The 19,766-nt window shown below is 53.3% G+C and carries 18 protein-coding genes; 6 read left to right on the top strand and 12 right to left on the bottom strand.

Annotated features, from left to right (window positions below):
• Nucleotides 1–45: 45 nt before the first annotated feature.
• The 3 genes from atpB to AABA21_RS20925 form a co-directional block, all read right to left on the bottom strand.
• On the bottom strand, nucleotides 46–789 hold the full coding sequence (atpB, locus tag AABA21_RS20935; protein WP_338253419.1) for a F0F1 ATP synthase subunit A: 744 nt from the start codon (nucleotides 787–789) through the stop codon (nucleotides 46–48).
• 198 nt (nucleotides 790–987) lie between these two features.
• On the bottom strand, nucleotides 988–1,209 hold the full coding sequence (locus AABA21_RS20930; protein WP_338253417.1) for an AtpZ/AtpI family protein: 222 nt from the start codon (nucleotides 1,207–1,209) through the stop codon (nucleotides 988–990).
• 166 nt (nucleotides 1,210–1,375) lie between these two features.
• Nucleotides 1,376–2,314, bottom strand: coding sequence for a hypothetical protein (locus tag AABA21_RS20925; protein WP_338253415.1), 939 nt, complete (start codon nucleotides 2,312–2,314; stop codon nucleotides 1,376–1,378).
• A 469-nt stretch (nucleotides 2,315–2,783) separates the two neighbouring features.
• Here AABA21_RS20925 and AABA21_RS20920 point away from each other — a divergent pair, with 469 nt between their 5' ends.
• Nucleotides 2,784–3,764: a D-2-hydroxyacid dehydrogenase gene (locus AABA21_RS20920; RefSeq protein WP_338253414.1), complete on the top strand. Its 981-nt coding sequence runs from the start codon at nucleotides 2,784–2,786 to the stop codon at nucleotides 3,762–3,764.
• An 11-nt stretch (nucleotides 3,765–3,775) separates the two neighbouring features.
• Nucleotides 3,776–4,363: a DUF3090 family protein gene (locus AABA21_RS20915; RefSeq protein ID WP_338253412.1), complete on the top strand. Its 588-nt coding sequence runs from the start codon at nucleotides 3,776–3,778 to the stop codon at nucleotides 4,361–4,363.
• A 109-nt stretch (nucleotides 4,364–4,472) separates the two neighbouring features.
• Here the strand turns inward: AABA21_RS20915 and AABA21_RS20910 are convergent, their stop codons facing one another.
• The 5 genes from AABA21_RS20910 to AABA21_RS20890 form a co-directional block, all read right to left on the bottom strand.
• Nucleotides 4,473–4,883 (bottom strand): hypothetical protein, encoded by a 411-nt coding sequence (locus AABA21_RS20910; protein WP_338253411.1) that lies wholly within the window; start codon nucleotides 4,881–4,883, stop codon nucleotides 4,473–4,475.
• The gene (locus AABA21_RS20905; protein ID WP_338258458.1) at nucleotides 4,880–5,119 is read right to left on the bottom strand and encodes a hypothetical protein; all 240 of its coding nucleotides are present in this window, start codon (nucleotides 5,117–5,119) and stop codon (nucleotides 4,880–4,882) included. Before AABA21_RS20905 ends, AABA21_RS20910 begins: the two co-directional genes overlap by 4 nt.
• A gap of 525 nt (nucleotides 5,120–5,644) precedes the next feature.
• On the bottom strand, nucleotides 5,645–6,496 hold the full coding sequence (locus AABA21_RS20900; RefSeq protein WP_338253409.1) for a DegV family protein: 852 nt from the start codon (nucleotides 6,494–6,496) through the stop codon (nucleotides 5,645–5,647).
• Between the two features lie 187 nt (nucleotides 6,497–6,683).
• Nucleotides 6,684–8,399: a DAK2 domain-containing protein gene (locus tag AABA21_RS20895; RefSeq protein WP_338253408.1), complete on the bottom strand. Its 1,716-nt coding sequence runs from the start codon at nucleotides 8,397–8,399 to the stop codon at nucleotides 6,684–6,686.
• Between the two features lie 27 nt (nucleotides 8,400–8,426).
• Nucleotides 8,427–8,822, bottom strand: a complete 396-nt coding sequence (locus tag AABA21_RS20890) for an Asp23/Gls24 family envelope stress response protein (protein ID WP_338253407.1) — start codon at nucleotides 8,820–8,822, stop codon at nucleotides 8,427–8,429.
• A gap of 217 nt (nucleotides 8,823–9,039) precedes the next feature.
• Here AABA21_RS20890 and rpmB point away from each other — a divergent pair, with 217 nt between their 5' ends.
• Nucleotides 9,040–9,237, top strand: a complete 198-nt coding sequence (gene rpmB, locus AABA21_RS20885; RefSeq protein ID WP_126595355.1) for a 50S ribosomal protein L28 — start codon at nucleotides 9,040–9,042, stop codon at nucleotides 9,235–9,237.
• A 444-nt stretch (nucleotides 9,238–9,681) separates the two neighbouring features.
• Here rpmB and rlmN read toward each other — a convergent pair whose 3' ends face one another.
• Nucleotides 9,682–10,842 (bottom strand): dual-specificity RNA methyltransferase RlmN, encoded by a 1,161-nt coding sequence (gene rlmN, locus AABA21_RS20880; protein WP_338253406.1) that lies wholly within the window; start codon nucleotides 10,840–10,842, stop codon nucleotides 9,682–9,684.
• A gap of 200 nt (nucleotides 10,843–11,042) precedes the next feature.
• On the opposite strand from rlmN, the gene AABA21_RS20875 reads away from it, so the two are divergent.
• Nucleotides 11,043–12,542: an MFS transporter gene (locus AABA21_RS20875; protein ID WP_338253404.1), complete on the top strand. Its 1,500-nt coding sequence runs from the start codon at nucleotides 11,043–11,045 to the stop codon at nucleotides 12,540–12,542.
• Nucleotides 12,543–12,611: 69 nt separating this feature from the next.
• Here AABA21_RS20875 and AABA21_RS20870 read toward each other — a convergent pair whose 3' ends face one another.
• The 3 genes from AABA21_RS20870 to tgt form a co-directional block, all read right to left on the bottom strand.
• A complete protein-coding gene (locus AABA21_RS20870; protein ID WP_338253402.1) occupies nucleotides 12,612–14,429 on the bottom strand; it encodes a glycoside hydrolase family 2 protein in 1,818 nt (605 codons plus the stop codon).
• Nucleotides 14,430–14,523: 94 nt separating this feature from the next.
• The gene (locus AABA21_RS20865; RefSeq protein ID WP_338253401.1) at nucleotides 14,524–15,351 is read right to left on the bottom strand and encodes a class I SAM-dependent methyltransferase; all 828 of its coding nucleotides are present in this window, start codon (nucleotides 15,349–15,351) and stop codon (nucleotides 14,524–14,526) included.
• The gene (tgt, locus tag AABA21_RS20860; protein ID WP_338253399.1) at nucleotides 15,335–16,465 is read right to left on the bottom strand and encodes a tRNA guanosine(34) transglycosylase Tgt; all 1,131 of its coding nucleotides are present in this window, start codon (nucleotides 16,463–16,465) and stop codon (nucleotides 15,335–15,337) included. Before tgt ends, AABA21_RS20865 begins: the two co-directional genes overlap by 17 nt.
• A 471-nt stretch (nucleotides 16,466–16,936) precedes the next feature.
• On the opposite strand from tgt, the gene AABA21_RS20855 reads away from it, so the two are divergent.
• Both AABA21_RS20855 and AABA21_RS20850 read left to right on the top strand, forming a co-directional pair.
• A complete protein-coding gene (locus AABA21_RS20855) occupies nucleotides 16,937–18,394 on the top strand; it encodes a TldD/PmbA family protein (protein ID WP_338253398.1) in 1,458 nt (485 codons plus the stop codon).
• A gap of 17 nt (nucleotides 18,395–18,411) precedes the next feature.
• Nucleotides 18,412–19,749: a TldD/PmbA family protein gene (locus tag AABA21_RS20850; RefSeq protein ID WP_338253397.1), complete on the top strand. Its 1,338-nt coding sequence runs from the start codon at nucleotides 18,412–18,414 to the stop codon at nucleotides 19,747–19,749.
• The last annotated feature ends 17 nt before the right edge of the window (nucleotides 19,750–19,766 follow it).

Raw genomic sequence — 19,766 nt, 5'->3', positions numbered from 1 at the left:
AAATTTCTGCGAGAAGCAAACGTGTTGATGCGCTGTACCTTCACATTAGTGGGTGGCAGCGCTGCCCTCATACTCATGGTGTATCCCATGTTCGCCCTCATCGTGATGGGCGGCATGGCTGGTTGTACCAACCTGCATGAAGAGCAAGGTCAAGAAGGCGAAAACAAAGCCCTGAATGACCGCTACGAAAATTTCGAATGGGATGAAGACGATATTGGCGACGATTGGGAGCAGGTAGGCGAATACCGCGAGCAGCACGCTACCGGCAAAGATATTACCAAAGAGACGGAAGGAGAAAGAGATCAAACGTCCGATCTCACTGATAATTTCAAGCAGGCCGACTAATAAGTCAACCAAACCCATCGCACCCTTCTCTTTGATCGCCCTGAAGTTCAGATACTTACTGATCTGCTCTCCAAAGCCGAGCATCGAGAAGCCCATGATCTGGGTCACCACCACCGACACCAGCGCCATCGCCAGAGTCAGGTTCAAGTCTGTTGTCGCGGGGCGGATCCAGGGGATAATCTGGTTAGACGCATCACCGAAGAGGAACGGGCCAGTAATAGCCGCGCCAGCCTTTTCAGAGTGAATAGTCCCAATTGTATCAACGCCAGGAATAACGTCAAGCAGATTCGCGAGTACAATGAAGATAAAGAATGTAAAAACAAGGGGAAAGAATTTCTTTCCTTTTTCTTTACCAGCGACACTCTCTACCAGATTCTGCAAGAACTCGACCACCCATTCGAGTGCGTTCTGCATCCCTCGTGGGACAAGGTCTTGACGCCGCATACCAAAAAAAAAGTATCACAGCCAGGCAAATAATAGTAATCCAACTGCAGAGCAGAGTGTTAGTGATCCACGTGCCAGGAATTACTACTTCCGGGGCAATCGTGATATTTGGAAGTCTCCACAGATTCACTCGGCTTTCCTCCCTATATGCCGAGCCCTGCCAGGTCTGGTTCGATGTGCTTAGGGGATCCGTTTGGCCTACTGAAAGACGCTCTTATATAAACGGTATGCTCCATAAATTCCCGAAATCAGGCCAAGCAGCAGCCCGAGAAGTATGAGTAATGGTCCGGTATGAAGAAGGCCATCGAGGTAATTTCCCAGGATGGCTCCAAGGGCGATGGGGACGGCTACAGTAAAACCCATGCCGCTCAGCGCCCCCAACGTTGTTAACATTGTCGGGGAAGGCGGTTTCTGTTTCATCCTTTTTGTCCCATTTTTTCTTCTCAATAATACCAGTCGGATTATAGCACAGGGAACGAACCAGTTGCAACACTAGATACACTTTTTAAGGAGCACGAGAATGCTGAATTTTCCTCACTTTTTAAAATGGTTTTTTTCTCATTTTATTAGTGAGTGGGATAGCTCGTTAGAGAACGCTCAGGACGGCTGTGCCATCGACGAAGTGCCCATCTGGTTCGTAGAGCTGGATCTGCCTCTGGGTGAGGAGCGAACGCAGGGCCAGCATGAAATCAGGTTGATGCAATTGTGTCAATACAGCCAGGTTAGCCAGGTTGCGGTGTCCATCAATGGAAAGGTACAGGCGCCGCACCTGGCGGCTGGTGATGACCTGTACGTGTTTGCCACGGTTGGCCTCGCTGTCGCAGTTTCGCTGTGGAACGAGCTTCATTAAGAGCGCGTCTGTACTTCCTGCTCCCGCGGGTGACTGTACCAGAACCTGCTTTTCCGCTAGCAGCAGACCACGATTGAACGCGAGCCCGATAACCTGTTCCATGATATATCCGATTGTAGGAACGAGGCGTGGATCAGGTGGTTGACGTGTAAAAAAGGAGACTAGCGTATGGGTTGGAGGGTTAAACCGGGTCAGCGGATATTGAAAGCCTGTTATAGCCTGGATAGGGATACTATTTGTAAGTGGGTAGCAGGCCCAGTAATTGAGATTATATTTCGTCAGGAGGCGTGCTGCCTGGGGTGAAAAGATAGTTTCAGTGACTTGTGGTATAGTGACGGTATAATGTTCATTGCAAAGACGCCTGGCTACTTCAGCCACATGAGCATTAATCACTATTTGTTCAGGTACGTCGGGCTGACGACAGGCGGTGGTACATAGCTCGATGGGTATGCGTTTGTAGCGCTCGTCCTGAAAGGTCCAGATCTGTATAACCTCTAAGTTCAGGCGCTGCGCTAGCATATTCGCCGACCACTGCAAGAGCTCGTCAATATTTTGCATCCCTGCTATAGCCTGTAGCAGGCGGGTAACAATGATCAGTTGATGGTTTCCCATCGTGGGCCAGATTTTTTGATTCCCGGTGGATGGAGAATGAAGAAAATGTTGTGTGGTTTCCACGTCAGCCCCCCTAAACTACTTTGCGTAAATCACCCATTAGATTGTTGATACGTTGATGATGTATGGTAGACGCCATAAGAAACGCAGCTAGCGCAGGACCGTCTCTATAACTATACTGTAGCATAATCATTCGCCTGTACGCGTTAAGTATGCGTTAAAAATGTAAATTGCACCATATGATATACGAAGGAAGCGGCTGGAGAGCCATTGTGGTACCGGGTCTGGCGTAGTATACATGAGGATTGTTATACTGCAAAGAGCATTTGACATTTATAATAGTATTGCTAGCAGTTATGTTCATCATGCAGGCTGGAGGCTGAGGGGAGAGGAGATAGCTATACCATCTGCAAGTAGCCGTACATATAGTTCGGTCCAGCAAATGCAAGCCTACTCTGTTTGTTCGGGATGAGGAGGCTATCATGCTGGCGCGGCAAATAAAGAAACGTACCAGACCGCAAGAGGAGGTTGTATGACTGATTACGGAAAAGTTATCAGTACATTCCAGTTTACAACAGCATCACAGGCGATTTTGCGTGAGGCGGGGAAAACTGATGTACTATGTATCGCTAACAGGGAGGAATTTCTTGAGCGTCTGAAAGAAGCTGAGATTCTTTGCTCATACTGGGTTCCCAATAATTGGCGTGCGCTCGCGCCTAATTTGCGCTGGCTGCAGGCTTCGGGCGCCGGTGTCGATGGCCTGCGTCCGTCAGGAATCTTGAATGAGCCTGATCGCGTAATCGTTACAACCGCTGTGGGCATCCACGCTTCAACGATCGGGGAATATGTGTTCGGAAGTATGCTCATGTTTAATCGTACCTGGCCCGAGATGGTGCGTTTACAGGATCGTCATGTGTGGCCTCATAGCGCGGGCTGGTATAAGCTTGGTGGACGTGAACTGGTAGATCAGACGCTAGGTATTGTAGGGCTGGGCAGCATTGGCCGGCGCATTGCGCAATTAGGCCATGCCTTTGGGATGCGGGTACTGGCCACTCGCCGTAGTGTCGAGCCTGGGATGACCGATCCCGATGTTGATCAGCTGTACCCGATGGATCACCTGCAGGAGATGTTGCGGCACAGCGACTACGTTGTTTTATCCGTACCTTTGACGCCGCAAACAGAAAAGTTGATCGGGGAACCAGAGCTGCGCGCCATGCAGCCTCATGCCTATCTGGTCAACGTCGCTCGCGGACAGATCATCGATGAGAAGATGCTGATTCGGGCCTTAAAAGAAGGCTGGATCGCCGGCGCGGGTCTGGACGTGACACAGGAGGAACCATTACCAGCGAGTAGTCCACTGTTTTCCCTGCCCAACGTTATTTTGACGCCGCATATTTCAGGTGATAGTGTGCACTATGATCGGCGTCTGACCGAACTGTTTGCCAACAATCTGCGGCGCTATCGAGCAGGGGAGCCAATGATCAATCGTTATGATCCAGCTCGTGGATATTGATGAGGTGAAAAATGGGTATAGATTTAGGACGTGTATCTATTATTGGTGCTGATGCTGTCGGCCAACCTGGGCAGCGGCGTTTCCGCATCTTCACGCGGAATAGAGAGGCTTCAGCCGTTATGTGGCTGGAGAAAGAGCAATTGTCCGGCCTGGCCGAGGCGCTAGACCGTTCGCTGGCTCTGATTACAGAGGGCCAGATATTGCGAACCGAGGCGCGTGCGGGAGGTATTATGGCCGCGGTAACCATGCCGGCTGACTTTTCGCGCTATCCTGATTACGAGGTGCAGGTGGGACAGATGCGCCTGAGCTTCGACGAGGAAGATTCAGTGTTCGCCCTGCTAATTACTCCACTAAATATCTCGCTGGAGAGTGGCCGCGAGCCTGAAGTCACCATGAGTGAAGAAGACCAGATCCAGGTAGGTTTCACCCAGCAGCAGGCGCAGGACCTCTCCAGCACCATTCAGGCCGTCGTGACCTCTGGGCGTCCCGTCTGTCCTTTGTGTCACACCCCGCTGGATGGAGGGCCTCATGCCTGTGTCAAGCAGAATGGGCATCGGGAAATTGTACAGATTGAAGAACCGGACGATGAAGGGGAGTAATACGTGTAAAGAGAAGTAGGGGCGTAACACTCACGCCCCTATGGGGTTTGTCTGGCGCATCTCATCATAATGGCACAACACATCCTCAACGCTTAATTGTTCTATCTTCTCAATCGCGGCAGACGTATTTATTGGCTTTCTGTAAGTAGACTTCTTCATTTGCCTCAATCATGAGCTTGTGTAGTACCACAACATCCGCGTCGGGTAGATACTCGGCGGGTTGCAGGCATAAGCGCATGACGGCACGGCCACCTTCTATGATCTGAACATAACCTTTTGTCCTGGGTACGCGATATGTCCATCGAGGCTCACTTGGACTTGGTATCTCCAAATAGCCGCGCCAGAGAAGCTGGCGAAATTGCTCTGGTGTGAGCATATCGCGTAACAGGTTGGTCGCCTGTCGCTCCGCGCGCGTTAGCCCTTTTAGATATGGCAGTAAGAACAGCCACACAACCGGCGTGATCGCGCAGGCAATGATCGTCCAACACAGGACAGAGATGACCAGGGACGCGGCGCTCATCCTCCAACGACTCGTGGCACCAGAACTATCTGTTCAGCTGTGGCGTCGAATTTATCTATGCGCTGTACCGGATTGCCATCGATAACTCGAAATGCCGTCGCGCCCTTCGCCTTTTCTTGTTCGAAGATCCGTTCCGCCTCTTTGACGGCCGCTACTGCTTCGGGATCACCTGTTTGAATTTTCTGCTCATCCCAGGTAAGGCGGTCATCGCCGCGCCGTGACATCACCCGTAACATACCCACAGTCGTTCCTCCTTCGCAGTTTACGCCATGTTGATCGCATGGCTGATGCCAACAAAATGTGTGTTGGTTCAGGCTACGACAACAGTAGCCTGGTGTCATCCTGTCAACGAACTACATAAACGAATCGGTTCGGTACAGATAACTGCACCATGTATGCGCGGGCAATTGTTCAACTTAGCTGGTTTAAACCTGGCAAATGCTTGCGCATATAACATATACAACACGTCGGGCGTTTCCACTGTGTATACAAAAAGATACACGCTGGTACTACTATTGTACGTGACGACCCCGGTATAGTCAATGGTTAGAAGCTTATTCAAGCCACCATTAACTTTCCTTTAATGCGTATCTCGCGGTATGGCATGTCTTATGCATGAGCTGTAAGGATTGCCAGATTTCTGTAACGGTGAGGATAGCAGGCGTCCGTGTTCGGGCGTTTGTAGGTGTGGTTACGCCTGCTGAAAAGGGAGTGCCCCGGAAGCGTCTTTAGCTTCCGGGGCACTCCCTTTTCAGCAGGTTTTATTGTTTGGCGTTGACGAAGGTGATCGCAACGGTGCCAGGACCTGTGTGGGTGCCGAGGGCCGCACCCAGCTTGTAGCGGGGAATCTCGCCTGTGTAAACGGGTTTCAGGGCTTCGGCCAGCTGTTGACCCACCTCCGCATTGGATTCGGCGATAGCGATGTCCTCAATGGGGCCGCTTTCGGCCAGCAACTGAGCCATGCGTGCGAATGCCTTGCTGCGTGTACGCGGCTGCTCAACCGGGACGACGCTACCTTCTTTGCTCAGTGCAATGATCGGCTTGACGCTGAGCATGTTGCCCAGCAGGGCTTTGGCTCCGCCGATGCGGCCGCCGCGCTTGACGAATTCCAGCGTATCGAGAACGGCCAGGATGCGCGTACGTGAGAAGCGATCCTCGGCATACGCCTTAAGCTCTTCCAGGCTTGCATCGGAGCTCGCCATCTCGGCCAGCTTTTTCAAGGTCATAAACATGCCGGCGCTGATGCTTCTGGAGTCGATTGCCTCAAAGGGGGTGGTGCGAACCTCTTCTGGCAGGCTTTCCCAGGCGGTACGGGCGGACTGATAGGTGCCGCTCAACTGCGATGAGAGATGGATCGATAAGATGCCGGTGGCACCCTCATTGATCAGGCGTGTGTATGCCTCCTGAAAGAGGGCGGGCGAAGGCTGTGAAGTGCGTGGAAGCACTTTGCTGGCCTGTAATTTTTGATAGAAGGTTGCGTTATCCAGGTCGACATTATCCTGGTAAGCCTCTTCATCAAAAAAGACGGTGAGCGGGACAATGGTAATGCCTAATGCGTCCGCCGTCTCTGGCGAAATATCTGCAGTGCTATCTGTGACGATGCGAATGCTCATTGCAGGTCTCCTGGGAAGTATATAATCGATGAAAAGTGATCCACACGGGAGATGCAGGGAGGACCCCGCACCTCCTTTAACCTGACACCAATGTGTGGACCACTCCTGTAGGGTTGCTGGCAAGCAAAATAAAGGGATACGCTCTTAGATTGAACAGAAGAGGGGATGCCTCTATCTGTAATAGTCGTTATTCAACAGAAATAATGTAGGCGTAGTAGGGTTGACCGCCATCTACAACCTCTATTTCAAGCTGAGAATAATTCATCTTGATGCGCCTGGCTGTCTCCTGTGCCTGCTCGGCGGTTACGGAGTCACCATAATAGATCGTAACGATCTCGTACCTGTTGATATTCATACGCTGCAAGGTGTCGTGCAGGGTCTCTTCCATATCGGAATTGGCCACGGAAAGGTTGCCATTGATGACACCGATGAAGTCGCCTTCACGCACATGAAGCGTTCCCAGTTGAACCGAACGGACGGCGGTAGTGATCTCTGCCGTCTGAATGGCGCGCGCGGCCTCTGTCATCGTTTCGCAGTTGGTGGTGAAGTCTGCTTCATAATTGAAGCTGATCAGGGCCGCGATTCCCTGCGGGAGCGTTTTACAGGGGATGACGTAGACCTCTTTGCTGCTCAAGCTTACTACCTGTTGAGCACTCAAAATAACGTTGCTATTGTTGGGTAGGATAATAATCTTTTCGGCGGCGGTCTTCTCCACAGCATCCAGCAGTTCTTCGATGCTGGGATTCATGGTCTGACCACCCGAGACGATAGAGCTGACGCCCAGGCCACGGAAGACCTTCTCAAAACCTTCGCCTGAGACCACCGCTACGGTCGCGAGCTGGTTGCTGACCTCAGCCTTCTGCTCTTCTTCGGCGTGTTCCGCATCACTCTCGGCCGCATAGGTCAGGCTCTGCTCCTGCAGGTTTTCGATGTTGATGTCGAGAAGGCTGCCCAGGCCAACGCCGTAGTCCAGGATCTTGCCCGGCGTGAGCGTATGGGTATGTACCTTTAGCATCGTTTCATCGCCGGCGACCACGGTTGAGACGCCGCCCATGTCTATGATCGTTTGACGGATGGTCTCGACATCCAGATCGTTGCCGCGCAGGAGGAAGACCACCTCATAGCCAAATTCTTCTTCGATGGTTACGCGTCCCTTTTTGGTGTGGGTTTCTCTTGGGGTGGTGGTGTCGGATGTGGGCGCGGCGGCAAGTGTATCGCTCAGGCTGTCTGGGCCGCTGGTGGCCTCACCACGCATGTAGCGCAAGACGCCTTCGAGAATGGTACAGAAGCCCTGTCCGCCGGCGTCAACAACGCCTGCCTGTTTGAGGGTGGGCAAGAGTTCAGGAGTTCGAGCGACCGCCTGGCGAGCTGCGGCAACGATATCCTGCATCTCAATAATCAGGTCGTTCTGATGTTCCGCGCTACGTTTGGCTGCTTCGGCCACCTCGCGCACCACCGTCAGGATAGTTCCTTCCACCGGTTTAATGACCGCGCGATAAGCTAGCTCTGACGCCTTCTGAAAAGCTTCAGCCAGGTCCTGTGCATTGAACGTCGCTTTATTTTCCAGGCCAGCAGCTATACCGCGCAATGTTTGCGATAAGATAACGCCCGAGTTTCCACGTGCGCCTAATAGTGCGTCATGGGCAACTTGCCTGGCGATAACACCCGCCGATTTCTCCTCGCTTTGCGCGATATTGCGAATGGCGGATTTCATCGTCGCTGCCATGTTTGACCCCGTATCGCCGTCGGGCACAGGAAAAACATTCAGTGCGTTGATGGTTTCTCGATTTTCTTCCAGCCAGGCTGCACCGGCTAAGATCGCTTTTCTTAAATCTTGTCCATCAAAAACACTAACGCGTCTCGACCGTTGACGTAGTATTGGGCGTGGTTTTGTTTCCTCCATAGCCGCTGTGCTACCTCTGTCCTTTAATTATTTCTTTTCTGTAAGTCCTGGTCCATGGATAAGCCCCTGGACATTAATATTAACCTGCGTTACGGGAGTGCCAAGCATTTTTTCAACCGAAAATTTGACGGCGCTCATAATATTATGCGCAATTTCAGAAATACGCAATCCATATTCGAGCGCTACATAGATATCGATCGTCAGTTGCTCGTTGTGTATCTGGATGCGTACCCCCTGGTTTCTCTGCTCGGGTGCTAGAATGACTGCCTGCCCATTGCGCAAATGTGGAGAGGCGATGCCCAGAACGCCGTAGCAGGCCAGAGTCGCTTCTACTGCGATGGAATGGATGGCGTTGGGTAGCACTTCTATTTTCCCGAGAGGGTGTGAGCCGTGTTGCGGCTGTATCGCAGATGCTTTTGGCATACGCATGTGTCTTCTCTCTTGCCAAAATAGCCAATATAGGTTATACTCGCATGACATGTTTGGATTATCCAAACGGTGCACGCACGAGTTTTCTTGATGCAGTATACCAGAGGCTCCGAGGATAATCAAGTAAACGAATACAGGGCAAAATGAGCGCCTTCCGACTGAGGAAGGAATTATTTTGTGTCCCTTTGCATCTTTCGGGAGGATGAGAATAATGTCAGCAGGACGTTGTGATATCTGTGAGCGCAAGCCAATGTATGGCAACAATGTGCCTTTTTCGCAGCATCGCACACGCCGTCGTTTCGTACTGAACGTGCAGCGCCGTCGTATTGCGATCAATGGTACTCCACGCGTGGTCAACATCTGCACGCGCTGTCTGCGCACCATGAGCAAGCTGCCTAAAGAGCGCTAGTTCGCTTATGCATCGATTACGCATCAAGGAAACCCTCTGCAAGTGAGATTGTGGCCGGCTGCGTCGGGGCTACAATGAATATCTGTTGCAGGGGGTTCCTTGTGTGTATTGCGTCTTTTTTTTGCTTTTGCTGCGCGTGCGCGCTTTGGGGTGAAGTGAGCGCCCCCGCACGGGCGTCCGCTGCGCGGCCGCATTTTTAATTCAGGGCGCACTAATTTTGGCATTCTCCGGTGGCTGAGCCACCGGAGAATGCCAAAATTAGTGCGCCCTGAATTTTATTTTTAAATTAAATGATGTGCTCATGCATGGCGCCCTGAATTATGTCCAGATTAAATGATGTGCTCATGCATGGTGCGCGCAAAGCGCACCATGCATGAGCACATCATTTAAAAATGTGAGCACCGTAGGTGCGTAGTGTCATGGCCGAAGGCGAGAATCCCCAGGCTACGCCTGCGGCGTAACCACCGGCACCACCGGTGCCTTCCTACTATTTTCGAAGCGGGTACGGAGCTGGCCGCAGGCGGCGGCGATGTCGTCTCCGCGCTCGGCGCGGACGCTGTTGCTGATGCCGCGCTCGAACAGGATGTTGCGAAAGGCGCGGATGGCATCTGGTCCGGGAGTCTGGTAGCTGGCGGAGGTGGCGTTGACCGGGATGCAGTTTACGTGCGCGAACTGCTTGAGTGGCGCCAGTAGCTCAGCCAGCTTTTCCGCGTACTCGGCGGTATCGTTGACGTCTGAGAGCAGGACATACTCAAAGGTGACCTGGCGTTTGGTGGTGGCAATGTAGTCTTTACAGGCCGCTAGCAGTTCGGCCAGTGGATATTTGCGATTGACCGGCATGGTGCGACTGCGCAGCTCGTCGGTCGGAGCATGTAGCGAGATGGCCAGGTTGATCTGCAGATTTTCCTGACTCAGCTTGCGGATGGCGGGGACCAGGCCAACGGTCGAGACCGTCATGTGCCGCGCTCCCAGGTTGAAGCCGTCGTTGCTGTTGAGGATGCGCAGAGCCTGCAGGACATTGGTATAGTTGTGCAGCGGCTCACCCATACCCATCAGCACAATGTTGGTAATATGGTCGATTGGCGTGCTACCCGGCAAGCCGGAGGCGGTCCAGGGGGTGGTGCGTAGTTCACGGGCGAAGAAAAGCACCTGGGCCACGATCTCGCCCGCGCTCAGGTGACGATCAAAGCCCATCTGCCCGGTGGCGCAGAATGTGCAGCCATAGGCGCAGCCAGCCTGGCTGGAGACGCAGACGGTCGCTCTGGAACTGCTCTCTTTCAGAGGAGGATACAGCATCAACACCGATTCGACCAGTTTGCCATCAGATAGCTCCAGTAGAATTTTGCGCGTGCGATCATCTTTAGAATGCAGTTCACTACGAATAACGGTGGGTCCAATACATGCTTCTTCAGACAGGCGCTGGCGCAATGACTGCGGCAGATTAGACATAGCCGAGAAGTCGGTTTCGAGCTGGCGATAGAGCCAGTTATAAATTTGTTTGGCACGGAAAGGTGCCTCACCACGATCTTTAAGCCACTGCTGCAATTGCGGCAGCGTCAGGGCGAGGAGATCCGTCTTTTTTTGTGTTTGAGAAATCGGTGTCATGGTCATGACCCACATTATAGCACGAATTGGCTATGATGAGGAGCAGGTTTGCAGAAAATAGTATGGCCGAAGAAAAATATAGGCCATTTGACACGTTTTTCCCTTTTACTTTTCTCTATAATCATACGTATACCGAATAGAGGAGTCCATTAGTAGAGACATGCGATCCTTAGATTATCATGGAAGAGAGCCAGTGCTATATGTCGATTCCTACCGAGCAGGCCGAAAAGCCTGCTAATACTGAACAACAAGCTAATATGGCGAGCTTTCGCCATGTGTTAAAGAATCGCAATTTTTTATTGCTGTGGATGGCGCAGTTGATCTCGCTGACTATCCTCAATGCCGCCAATTTCGGCTTGATCGTGCTGGTGAACCGGCCGCCAAATGGAGCATTTATGGCTGGTCTGGCGATTATCGCCTTTACTTTGCCTGCTATCCCGTTCAGCGCCATTGCCGGAGCGATCGTCGATCGCATTGATAAGCGGCGCGTGCTCTGGGTAAGTAATCTGCTGCGTATGGGCACGATGCTGTTGATGTTTGTGACGGTCTTGCTGGATCGCTCAAATGTCTGGACATTATTCGGGCTGATGTTTTTAACATCGCTGATCGGCCAGTTTTTTATTCCGGCCGAGGGTTCCTCGATTCCCTTGCTGGTGGGTGAGCGAGAGTTGATGCCGGCCCTATCCCTGTTCAATATTTCAATGACTCTCTCGCAGGCGATTGGCTTTCTGGTGCTGGGTAGCGTGGTAGCCAAGCTCTTCCCGGCCTTCTCGTTTGCCCTGGGCTCTCGCACTTTCCACGTTGAATCAACGGATATGCTGTTTGTCATCGTCGCGCTCTTCTACATCGTCTGCGTGGGTCTTATTCTGGCTATCCCTAAACAGGCCTTTAACGAGGATCATATTAACAAGCATAAGCATAGGCATGAGACCGATGGAGCTTACGCGGCGGGCACACAGGCGCTGCATACCCTCTGGCGCGATATGGTGACGGGCTGGAAGATTGTACGAGCCGATCGACTGCTCTTCTTCTCTGTGATTCAGCTTTCCCTGGTAGGTGTATTAATGCAGCTGATTGGCGAACTGGCAGGTACGTTTGTGCAGCAGGTCTTAAATCGTCCGCCTGAGGATATGTCTATAATTCTGACTCCGGCGGCGGTTGGCCTGGTGGGCGCCTCGGTTCTGATGACCCGCTTCGTCGAAAAGGTTGGCCGTATCCGCCTGACCGTGATCGGATTTATCGCGCTGGCCGCCGGGTTTATTCTCCTGCCGGGACTGGAATGGCTGGGTCATTGGATCAATCCCGCCCATGGTACGCAATCACTCGGCATTCTGCTGGGCGTTATTGTGGTGTTGTGTGTGCTTGGTGTTGCCATGGCCTGCGTCAATATCCCGACCCAGACCCTGATGCAGGAGCGCGCCCCTGAGAGTGGGCGTGCGCGCGTGCTCTCTCTGCAATTTATGCTCTATAGCGCGGGTACCATCCCCGTTCTTCTGTTCGCCGGTGCCTTTACTACCCTGATCGGCTTTACCCCGTTGATCTTTATAGTGTCTGCTAGCCTGCTGGCCTTCTGCTGGTGGGGCATCCACTACATCAAGGGAGCGGATGCGCAGCAGACCAATCCTGTCGCTGAGGAGGAGCAGAAGCATCAGGATCATGAAAGTCAGGCCGAAATTGATGCACATGAGGATGTTGGTTAAGCCAATAACAACATTAAAGAACAGGGGTCGGCCGCATACGCGACCGACCCCTGTTCTTTAATGTTGTTATTAACGGGTGGTTTTTTGTGCTTCCCGCTCGATAGCTGCCTGGCGCGTTTGAATCTCGTGTAGCCGGGCATTGTCGAATTTTGAGCGGCGATCAAAGGTGAAGATGCCGTTCTGTTCGACCGAGACATCGGTGAGCTGTGTATAGCAATAGCCGAACATGTGCGGATTGTCCAGCAGGACATCGCAGAGAGCCTGGAAGCGTTTATAAAACTCTTCGTGGGTCTCGGGGGCGGTACCGTATCCCCAGCTGGATTTATTGTCGCCTTTTTTGACCTGCTCGCTCCACCAGATGCCACCGAACTCACTGACGAAGTAAGGCTGGTTGGTATAGGGTAAAGACATCTCGTGGCCGTCACGCAGATTTGTATGGACTTTGCCGTCTCCTACATGCGCGTGGCGTTCTTTATAGCGCTCTATGTCTGCCCAGAAATCCTTTCCGGTTAGATAGTCGTGTGAGTCGTATACATCGGTCTCTGGAACGCGATGGGCGTAGCCAGAGGCATCCAATACGGGACGTGTGGTGTCCATCGCCTTGGCGGCCAGGAACATGGCGCGTGTAATGTCGTCCAGGTTCGTGATCTTTTCCTGGCGATCATAGAGGGTCTCGTTAAGCCCACACCATCCAACCAGGGCGGGATGCGAATAGTCGCGCTCCAGTTCTTCCAGCCATTGCGCTACAAAGGCGGGTGTGAAGGTGTTGTCATCCTGCCAGGGAACACGGCCCTCAGAGCCCCAATCGGGGAATTCACCCCATACCAGGTAGCCTAGCCTGTCAGCGTGGTACAGAAAGCGCTCTTCAAAAACCTTTTGATGCAGGCGTGCGCCGTTGAAGCCGGCCTCCATACTCAACTCGATGTCGTGCTTGAGGGCCTCATCGCTGGGTGCCGTCAGGACGCCATCGGGATAGTATCCCTGGTCGAGCACCAGGCGCTGGAAGACGACCTCGTTGTTGATTTTGATGGCGCGTCCATCGATGGTGACACTGCGCAGACCCGTATAGCTACGGGCGCTGTCGATGACCTTGCCTTCTGCATCCACCAGGGAGATGGTCAAGTCATAGAGATACGGATCTTGAATAGACCAGAGATGGCGACGGTCCGCGGGAATGGACAGGTCCAGTCGTGGCGAAAAATCCCAGTCGGCGGCCGTTTCGGCCTCGGCCACGACCCCATTTTTGTCGGAGAGCTCGGCGCGCAGGCGTAGTCCAGGCGTGTTGTTCGTGATCGGCTGCTCCAGACGGATCACACTATTGGCCACATCGGGCGTAATGCGTGGCCGGCGCAGGGACACCTCAGGCACCGGTTCCATCCAGACGGTCTGCCAGATGCCGGTGGTGCGGATATAGAAGCAGCCCCAATCGTAGTAGCGCTGTGATTGCTTGCCGCGTGGCTGGGGCGGGCGATGGTCGTCGCGGGCGCGTACAACGATCGTTTTGGTGCCAGTGGCCTTGCCCATGTCACAGGTGAAAGGCGTAAAACCACCGCGATGGCGAACGACCTCAACCCCGTCTACCCACACCGTTGTGTCATAGTCAGAGGCCTGAAAATGTAAGAGGATGCGCTGACCTTCCCACTCGCTGGGAATCGTCACGCTACGACGATACCAGACGGCATTCATGAAATCTTTATTGTTGATGCCCGAGAGCTCCGACTCCGGACAAAACGGGACGGTGATACGATCCTGTAAGTCTCTATCGAGTAGCCCACGTTCCAGGCCACTATCACTATTATCGATTTCGAACTGCCATTCGCCATTGAGACATTGCCATGCAGTGCGCTCAAATTGTGGGCGTGGGTATTCTGATCGGGGAATACTCATAAAAATACTCTAGCTCCTTCGAGAGATATTGTGGAGATACATTCAACGTTGTACTCACTTAATAATACTCAATAAAAGCCAGAAAATCTATGAGTTATGCCGGGTAAGTATCGATCAGAAACACTAGTTCGGTGGCGAATTCGAGTCTGTGGACCAGCCAGTTGTCGTTTTCCACAAGGCGTTTAAAATGCTCCTCATAATAGCTGGCCATCCCTTTGCTTTTGCCGCCCAGGCTCTGAATCGGATATGAGACAACGATATGGCGCGCCTTAATGGTGTGTAAAAGCTGGTAGGGCGCTTGTTTATCGAGCTGTTCCAGACAGGGGAGTACTTTGAGTATGAGCGCCAGATCTGCAGGCTGGGTAGGAATAGAGCGGATGACATCGCGGGCGTGGCTATGGCCCTCTACGTGCATGAGCTCAAAGTAGGAGGCCAGGAAATCCATCATGTTCTGGTAAATATCATAGGCGTAGTAGGTGGGGGATTCTGGCAGGGGCATCCAGGGTAAGGCGAGTGGATTGAGGCCACAGGCGATGTCTACTATGCTGTGAATGGGAGGAAGTTGGGAGAAGAGGGTGGAATAAAAATCGTCCAGGATCGACAGGCGCTCACGGGTTGAGGCGTGGTATCCCATCAGGTGCCGACAGGTTTGCTTGATCTGCTCGGTCTCCCCCGTTGCCAGGGCCTGCTGCAGCATGGCCTGCCAGTCGTTCAGGTGGTCGCGCCCATCCAGATAGGCCCCTCCCACCTGGTGCAGCTTGTTCTTGGTGGCCTTTATCGCCTCCTTCAGATTGCGTCGCTTCTCTAATTCTTGCGCGCCGATGCTGCCGATAAGCTCAGGGCAGATATCTCTATACTTGCTGCTGTGGCTGACATCCGCCACCAGTTGTTCCAGGGCCGCCGTTTTATCCAATCTGGCCATAATATCCATCTCTAATGCGCTGTGTCAGCATGGTCATAAAGCGTAGGTTATGAATGGTTGCCAGGCGGAAAAAGAGCGTATCGTTGATTTTGAAGAGATGATGGAGATAGCCAGTCGAATAATGGGTGCAGCAGAGGCAGTCACAAAACTCCGAGACCGGTCGATTGTTTTTGATATATTTGTCATCGTTCACATATATGTAGGTGAACCAGCGCTCTCCGCTGGCGAAAGAGGTGGAGGCGGAGGTAAAGCTATAGAGGCGCGCATGGCGCGCATCACGAGTGGGCATGGCGCAGTCAAAGATACCATAGCCCAGGCGTGTCAATTCCGCGATGCTACCGGGATGTCCCACGCCCAAAGCATGCATCTGGTAGTGCGCGGGTATCAGGTTGCGGGTATAGGTAATGATATCGGTCAGCAGGTTGCCATGTTTATCCAGGGGCCAGCCGCCATAGCCGAAGCCATCGAAGCCGATCTCCAGTAGCGCCTCGGCGCAGCGGCGGCGCAGTTCTTCAGATCCTCCCCCTTGAACAACGCCAAAGAGCAAGGGACGCTTCTCTTCCGCCAGCTTCTTCTGCTTGAGCAGACGTTCATATTCTTTTTTACAGCGCCTGGCCCAATCGATCGTGCGTGTGACCGCCTCGGCCTGCAATGCAGCGTCCGCGTCGACATGGGTACAATAATCCAGGCACATAATAATGTCGGCCCCATAGCTCATCTGCAACTGGACGGCCTTTTCGGGGGTCAACTGAAACTTGCGATCCGAGCCTTCTGGCTTAAACGTAATGCCATCCGCGTTCAGAGATCCAAACTTCGCGTTTTGCTGGATCAGCGAATAGGCCTGGAAGCCGCCGGAGTCGGTCACAATCGGTCCTTGCCAGCCACTCATGGTGTGGAGTCCGCCCAGGGATTGGATGGTGGACGTGCCAGGCCGCTGCATCAGGTGAAAGGTATTCATGACCAGGGCCTGGAGCTGGCAATTCCGCAGATCGGTCGCATCGGTTGAACGAACAACTCCCAGCGTTGCGTCCGGCATAAATACTGGTAGATCGATGGCACCATGGGGTAATTGCAGGCTTCCATATTGTGGCTGGGCGGCGGGTCCGTATTGCATTGTTTTCCTTACTGTCTGTACTGTTTATTCGATTTGCGAGCCTTATGCGTCTAATGATAGGGACTGCAGGGTTATAAAAGATTGAGGCTATTATAGCATACTTTATGTGGCTTGCCTGCAGGCATGTCTGACGGCATGTACAGCCTGTTCCGGCCAATTTCATGGCGACCCGCGGCGAGTGGACAGCGGAGGGAAAAATCCGTACAATAAAGCATATTGTCACAACGATAGTGCGGTAGAAGTATGGGTGCCACTTTATCGATGCGCAACTGTTGCGCCATCGCTGACTTCTATCGGTATGTTGTTCGGCCAAAGCGCATTGTATGCCGACTCTATTCCAATGAGGGAATGCTAAAAGCAGCAGGGGTCATATATCGCATGACACACCTGTTGTTTCCTTTGGCGTGACCTTGTTTGGAAGGTGCATACATCGTGTGCTGGCCGGCTTGTATGAAGTAGGAAGAATAATACATGCGTGAACTCGCAATCAGAGCCATCAATGCCGCCCGGCAATTCGGAGCGAGCTATGTAGATGTACGCGTGATGGAGCGTACCACCGAAGGCATTGAGGTTAAAAATGGCCGTGTCGAGGGCGTGTCCAGTGGGGCAAGCAGTGGTTTTAATGTGCGCGTGATTGTCAATGGAGCCTGGGGATTTGCCAGTAGCGCGCGTATGGATAATGCTGAAGCCGAGCGTATCGCCCGCCAGGCGGTGCAGATCGCCCGCGCGAGCGCACTGGTCGCCGGTGAAGCGGTACGCCTATCAGAGCTGCCACCCCAAAAAGGGTCTTATCGCACCCCGATGCGCGTTGATCCATTTACGGTGCCCCTAAATCAGAAGGTGCAGCTCTTACTGGATGCTGATGCCGCCATGCGCAGTGTTGATGGGGTCGCTATTACCAGTGCGACGATGGAATACTCGCGTGAGCACAAGTTTTTCGCCAGTTCCGAAGGCAGTGAAATCGAGCAAGAGCTTTTCGATACCGGCGCGGCTATCTCCGCCACGGCCGTAGATCCTGAGAGCAATGAGCTACAGACGCGCTCCTATCCCAACTCATTTGGCCGTCAGGCAGGGACAACTGGATACGAATTTATCGAGGCGATGGACCTGGTGAATCATGGTGCGCGCATCGGTGAAGAGGCCGTGCGCCTGCTGGCGGCTCCGCAGTGTCCCAGTGGCGTCACCACCATTATTCTAGATGGGCCGCAGACAGCCCTCCAGGTGCACGAATCTTGTGGACATCCCATTGAACTGGATCGCGTACTGGGTTACGAAGCGGGTTTTGTGGGCAAAAGCTTCTTAACCACGGACAAGCTAAATAGCAACTATCGCTATGGGTCGGACGTAGTTAATTTGACGGCGGACGCGACTATTCCAGGCGCGTTAGGCACCTTTGGCTGGGACGACGAAGGGGTGCCGGCTCAACGCACGCCGATCGTTTCTCAAGGCATCTTCAGCGGTTACCTGATGTCGCGCGATACCGCGCCTCTGATCGGCCTGAGCAGCAATGGTTGTGTGCGGGCGGATGGTTGGAACCGTCTACCGATGATTCGTATGACCAATGTCAGCCTGGAACCTGGCACCTGGAAGCTGGATGACCTGATCGCCGATACCGCTGACGGGCTCTATATGAGCATTAATAAAAGCTGGAGCATCGATGATCGTCGCCTGAACTTCCAGTTTGGGGTAGAGCTGGCCTACGAAATCAAGAATGGCAAGTTAGGGCGTCTCTATAAAAATGCCACCTATACGGGCATTACGCCACAGTTCTGGGGATCGTGCGATGCCGTATGTGGTCCGGATGAATGGACCGTGTGGGGCACGCCAAACTGTGGAAAGGGCGAGCCAATGCAAGTGATGCGCACCGGTCATGGAGCGGCCCCGGCACGTTTCCGCAACGTGCAGGTTGGCGTTGGACGGTGGTCATAGAAATGGGAGTAAATAGCATGTATTCTGATGAGGCAAGCGTTCGCACGTTGCTGGAGAAAGTTTTGCGCTACTCCCAGGCCGAGCAGACAGAGGTGGTATTTGACGCCACCGAGAGCGCGCTGACCCGTTTCGCCACCAACCATATCCATCAGAACGTTGCCGAGAGCGACCACGAACTGCGGGTTCGCGCCGTGGTTGGTAAGCGAGTGGGAGTCGCGACCACCAATCGGCTGGACGACGAGTCCCTGCGCAAAGTGGCGGAGCAGGCGCTAGAGATCGCGCGCATCCAGCCCGAGAATCCCGAGTTTCATTCGCTTCCAGGCCCTGCCCCGATGGCATCGGCGGCCGGCTATAGTGAGCGCACCGCCGGATTTACGCCCGAGGAACGGGCGCGCCGCGTAGGGATTATCGTGCAACTGGCCAAAGAGCGCCATCTGGAGTCCGCGGGCGCATTTTCGACCAATACCCACCACGTGGCGGTCGCCAATTCGCTGGGTGTTTTCTCGTACGAGCCACGAACGGACGCGGAATGCCATGCCGTCGTAATGGCCGACGCGCACGGCTCTGGTTATACCCAGCGTATGGACACCAACGTGGATAAGCTCGATTTTGAGTGTATGGCCCGCGAGGCGGTGGCCAAGGCCGAGCGCAGTCGCAACCCGATTGATATCGATCTGGGCGAGTATCCTATCGTCCTGGATTCATACGCCGTCGCCGACATGCTCCAAAATCTGATCTTCATGGGACTCTCCGCGACCGCTGTGCAGGAAGAGCGCAGCTTTATGAATGGTCAGTTTGGTAAGCAACTGGCCAGCCCATTGATTACACTCTACGATGACGGTCATGACATCGCTGGTCTGCCGCAGGCCTTTGACTACGAAGGGGTTCCCAAGCAGCGTGTCAACATCATCGAGCGTGGTGTCGCGAATGCGGTCGTCTACGACTCGTTTACAGCCGCTCGCGAAGGCAAGCCCAATACTGGTCATGCCTTGCCGGCGCCCAACGGTGAAGGACCGATGCCGCTCAACCTCATGTTAGAGGCGGGAGATGCAACACTTGAAGAACTAATTAAAGGTGTCGATCGTGGTATTTATGTAACACGTTTTCACTACACAAATCCGTTGCATCCGGTGAAAACGCTGCTCACAGGTATGACGCGAGATGGAACATTTCTCATTGAACACGGCGAGCTAACGCGACCCGTAAAAAATCTACGCTTTACCCAAAGCATTATGGATGTTTTACGTGGTACAACCGCGCTTGGCCGCGAAAGTATTCAATATACCGACTATCTCACAGTTGTAGCGCCGGCCTTGCGCGCCGACCGCTTCAACTTCACCGGTATCACCGGCTAAAAAATATGAATGGTTGT

The organism is Dictyobacter halimunensis, from assembly GCF_036245075.1.
This window is presented reverse-complemented; position numbering and strand designations above follow the sequence as displayed.

Bases quoted from the DNA above. Each gene is read 5' to 3' on its own strand.
- atpB (WP_338253419.1), bottom strand. From the start codon at position 789: ATGCGGCGTCAAGACCTTGTCCCACGAGGGATGCAGAACGCACTCGAA.
- AABA21_RS20930 (WP_338253417.1), bottom strand. From the start codon at position 1,209: ATGAAACAGAAACCGCCTTCCCCGACAATGTTAACAACGTTGGGGGCG.
- AABA21_RS20920 (WP_338253414.1), top strand. From the start codon at position 2,784: ATGACTGATTACGGAAAAGTTATCAGTACATTCCAGTTTACAACAGCA.
- AABA21_RS20915 (WP_338253412.1), top strand. From the start codon at position 3,776: ATGGGTATAGATTTAGGACGTGTATCTATTATTGGTGCTGATGCTGTC.
- AABA21_RS20910 (WP_338253411.1), bottom strand. From the start codon at position 4,883: ATGAGCGCCGCGTCCCTGGTCATCTCTGTCCTGTGTTGGACGATCATT.
- AABA21_RS20905 (WP_338258458.1), bottom strand. From the start codon at position 5,119: ATGTTACGGGTGATGTCACGGCGCGGCGATGACCGCCTTACCTGGGAT.
- AABA21_RS20900 (WP_338253409.1), bottom strand. From the start codon at position 6,496: ATGAGCATTCGCATCGTCACAGATAGCACTGCAGATATTTCGCCAGAG.
- AABA21_RS20895 (WP_338253408.1), bottom strand. From the start codon at position 8,399: ATGGAGGAAACAAAACCACGCCCAATACTACGTCAACGGTCGAGACGC.
- AABA21_RS20890 (WP_338253407.1), bottom strand. From the start codon at position 8,822: ATGCCAAAAGCATCTGCGATACAGCCGCAACACGGCTCACACCCTCTC.
- rpmB (WP_126595355.1), top strand. From the start codon at position 9,040: ATGTCAGCAGGACGTTGTGATATCTGTGAGCGCAAGCCAATGTATGGC.
- rlmN (WP_338253406.1), bottom strand. From the start codon at position 10,842: ATGACACCGATTTCTCAAACACAAAAAAAGACGGATCTCCTCGCCCTG.
- AABA21_RS20875 (WP_338253404.1), top strand. From the start codon at position 11,043: ATGTCGATTCCTACCGAGCAGGCCGAAAAGCCTGCTAATACTGAACAA.
- AABA21_RS20870 (WP_338253402.1), bottom strand. From the start codon at position 14,429: ATGAGTATTCCCCGATCAGAATACCCACGCCCACAATTTGAGCGCACT.
- AABA21_RS20865 (WP_338253401.1), bottom strand. From the start codon at position 15,351: ATGGCCAGATTGGATAAAACGGCGGCCCTGGAACAACTGGTGGCGGAT.
- tgt (WP_338253399.1), bottom strand. From the start codon at position 16,465: ATGCAATACGGACCCGCCGCCCAGCCACAATATGGAAGCCTGCAATTA.
- AABA21_RS20855 (WP_338253398.1), top strand. From the start codon at position 16,937: ATGCGTGAACTCGCAATCAGAGCCATCAATGCCGCCCGGCAATTCGGA.
- AABA21_RS20850 (WP_338253397.1), top strand. From the start codon at position 18,412: ATGTATTCTGATGAGGCAAGCGTTCGCACGTTGCTGGAGAAAGTTTTG.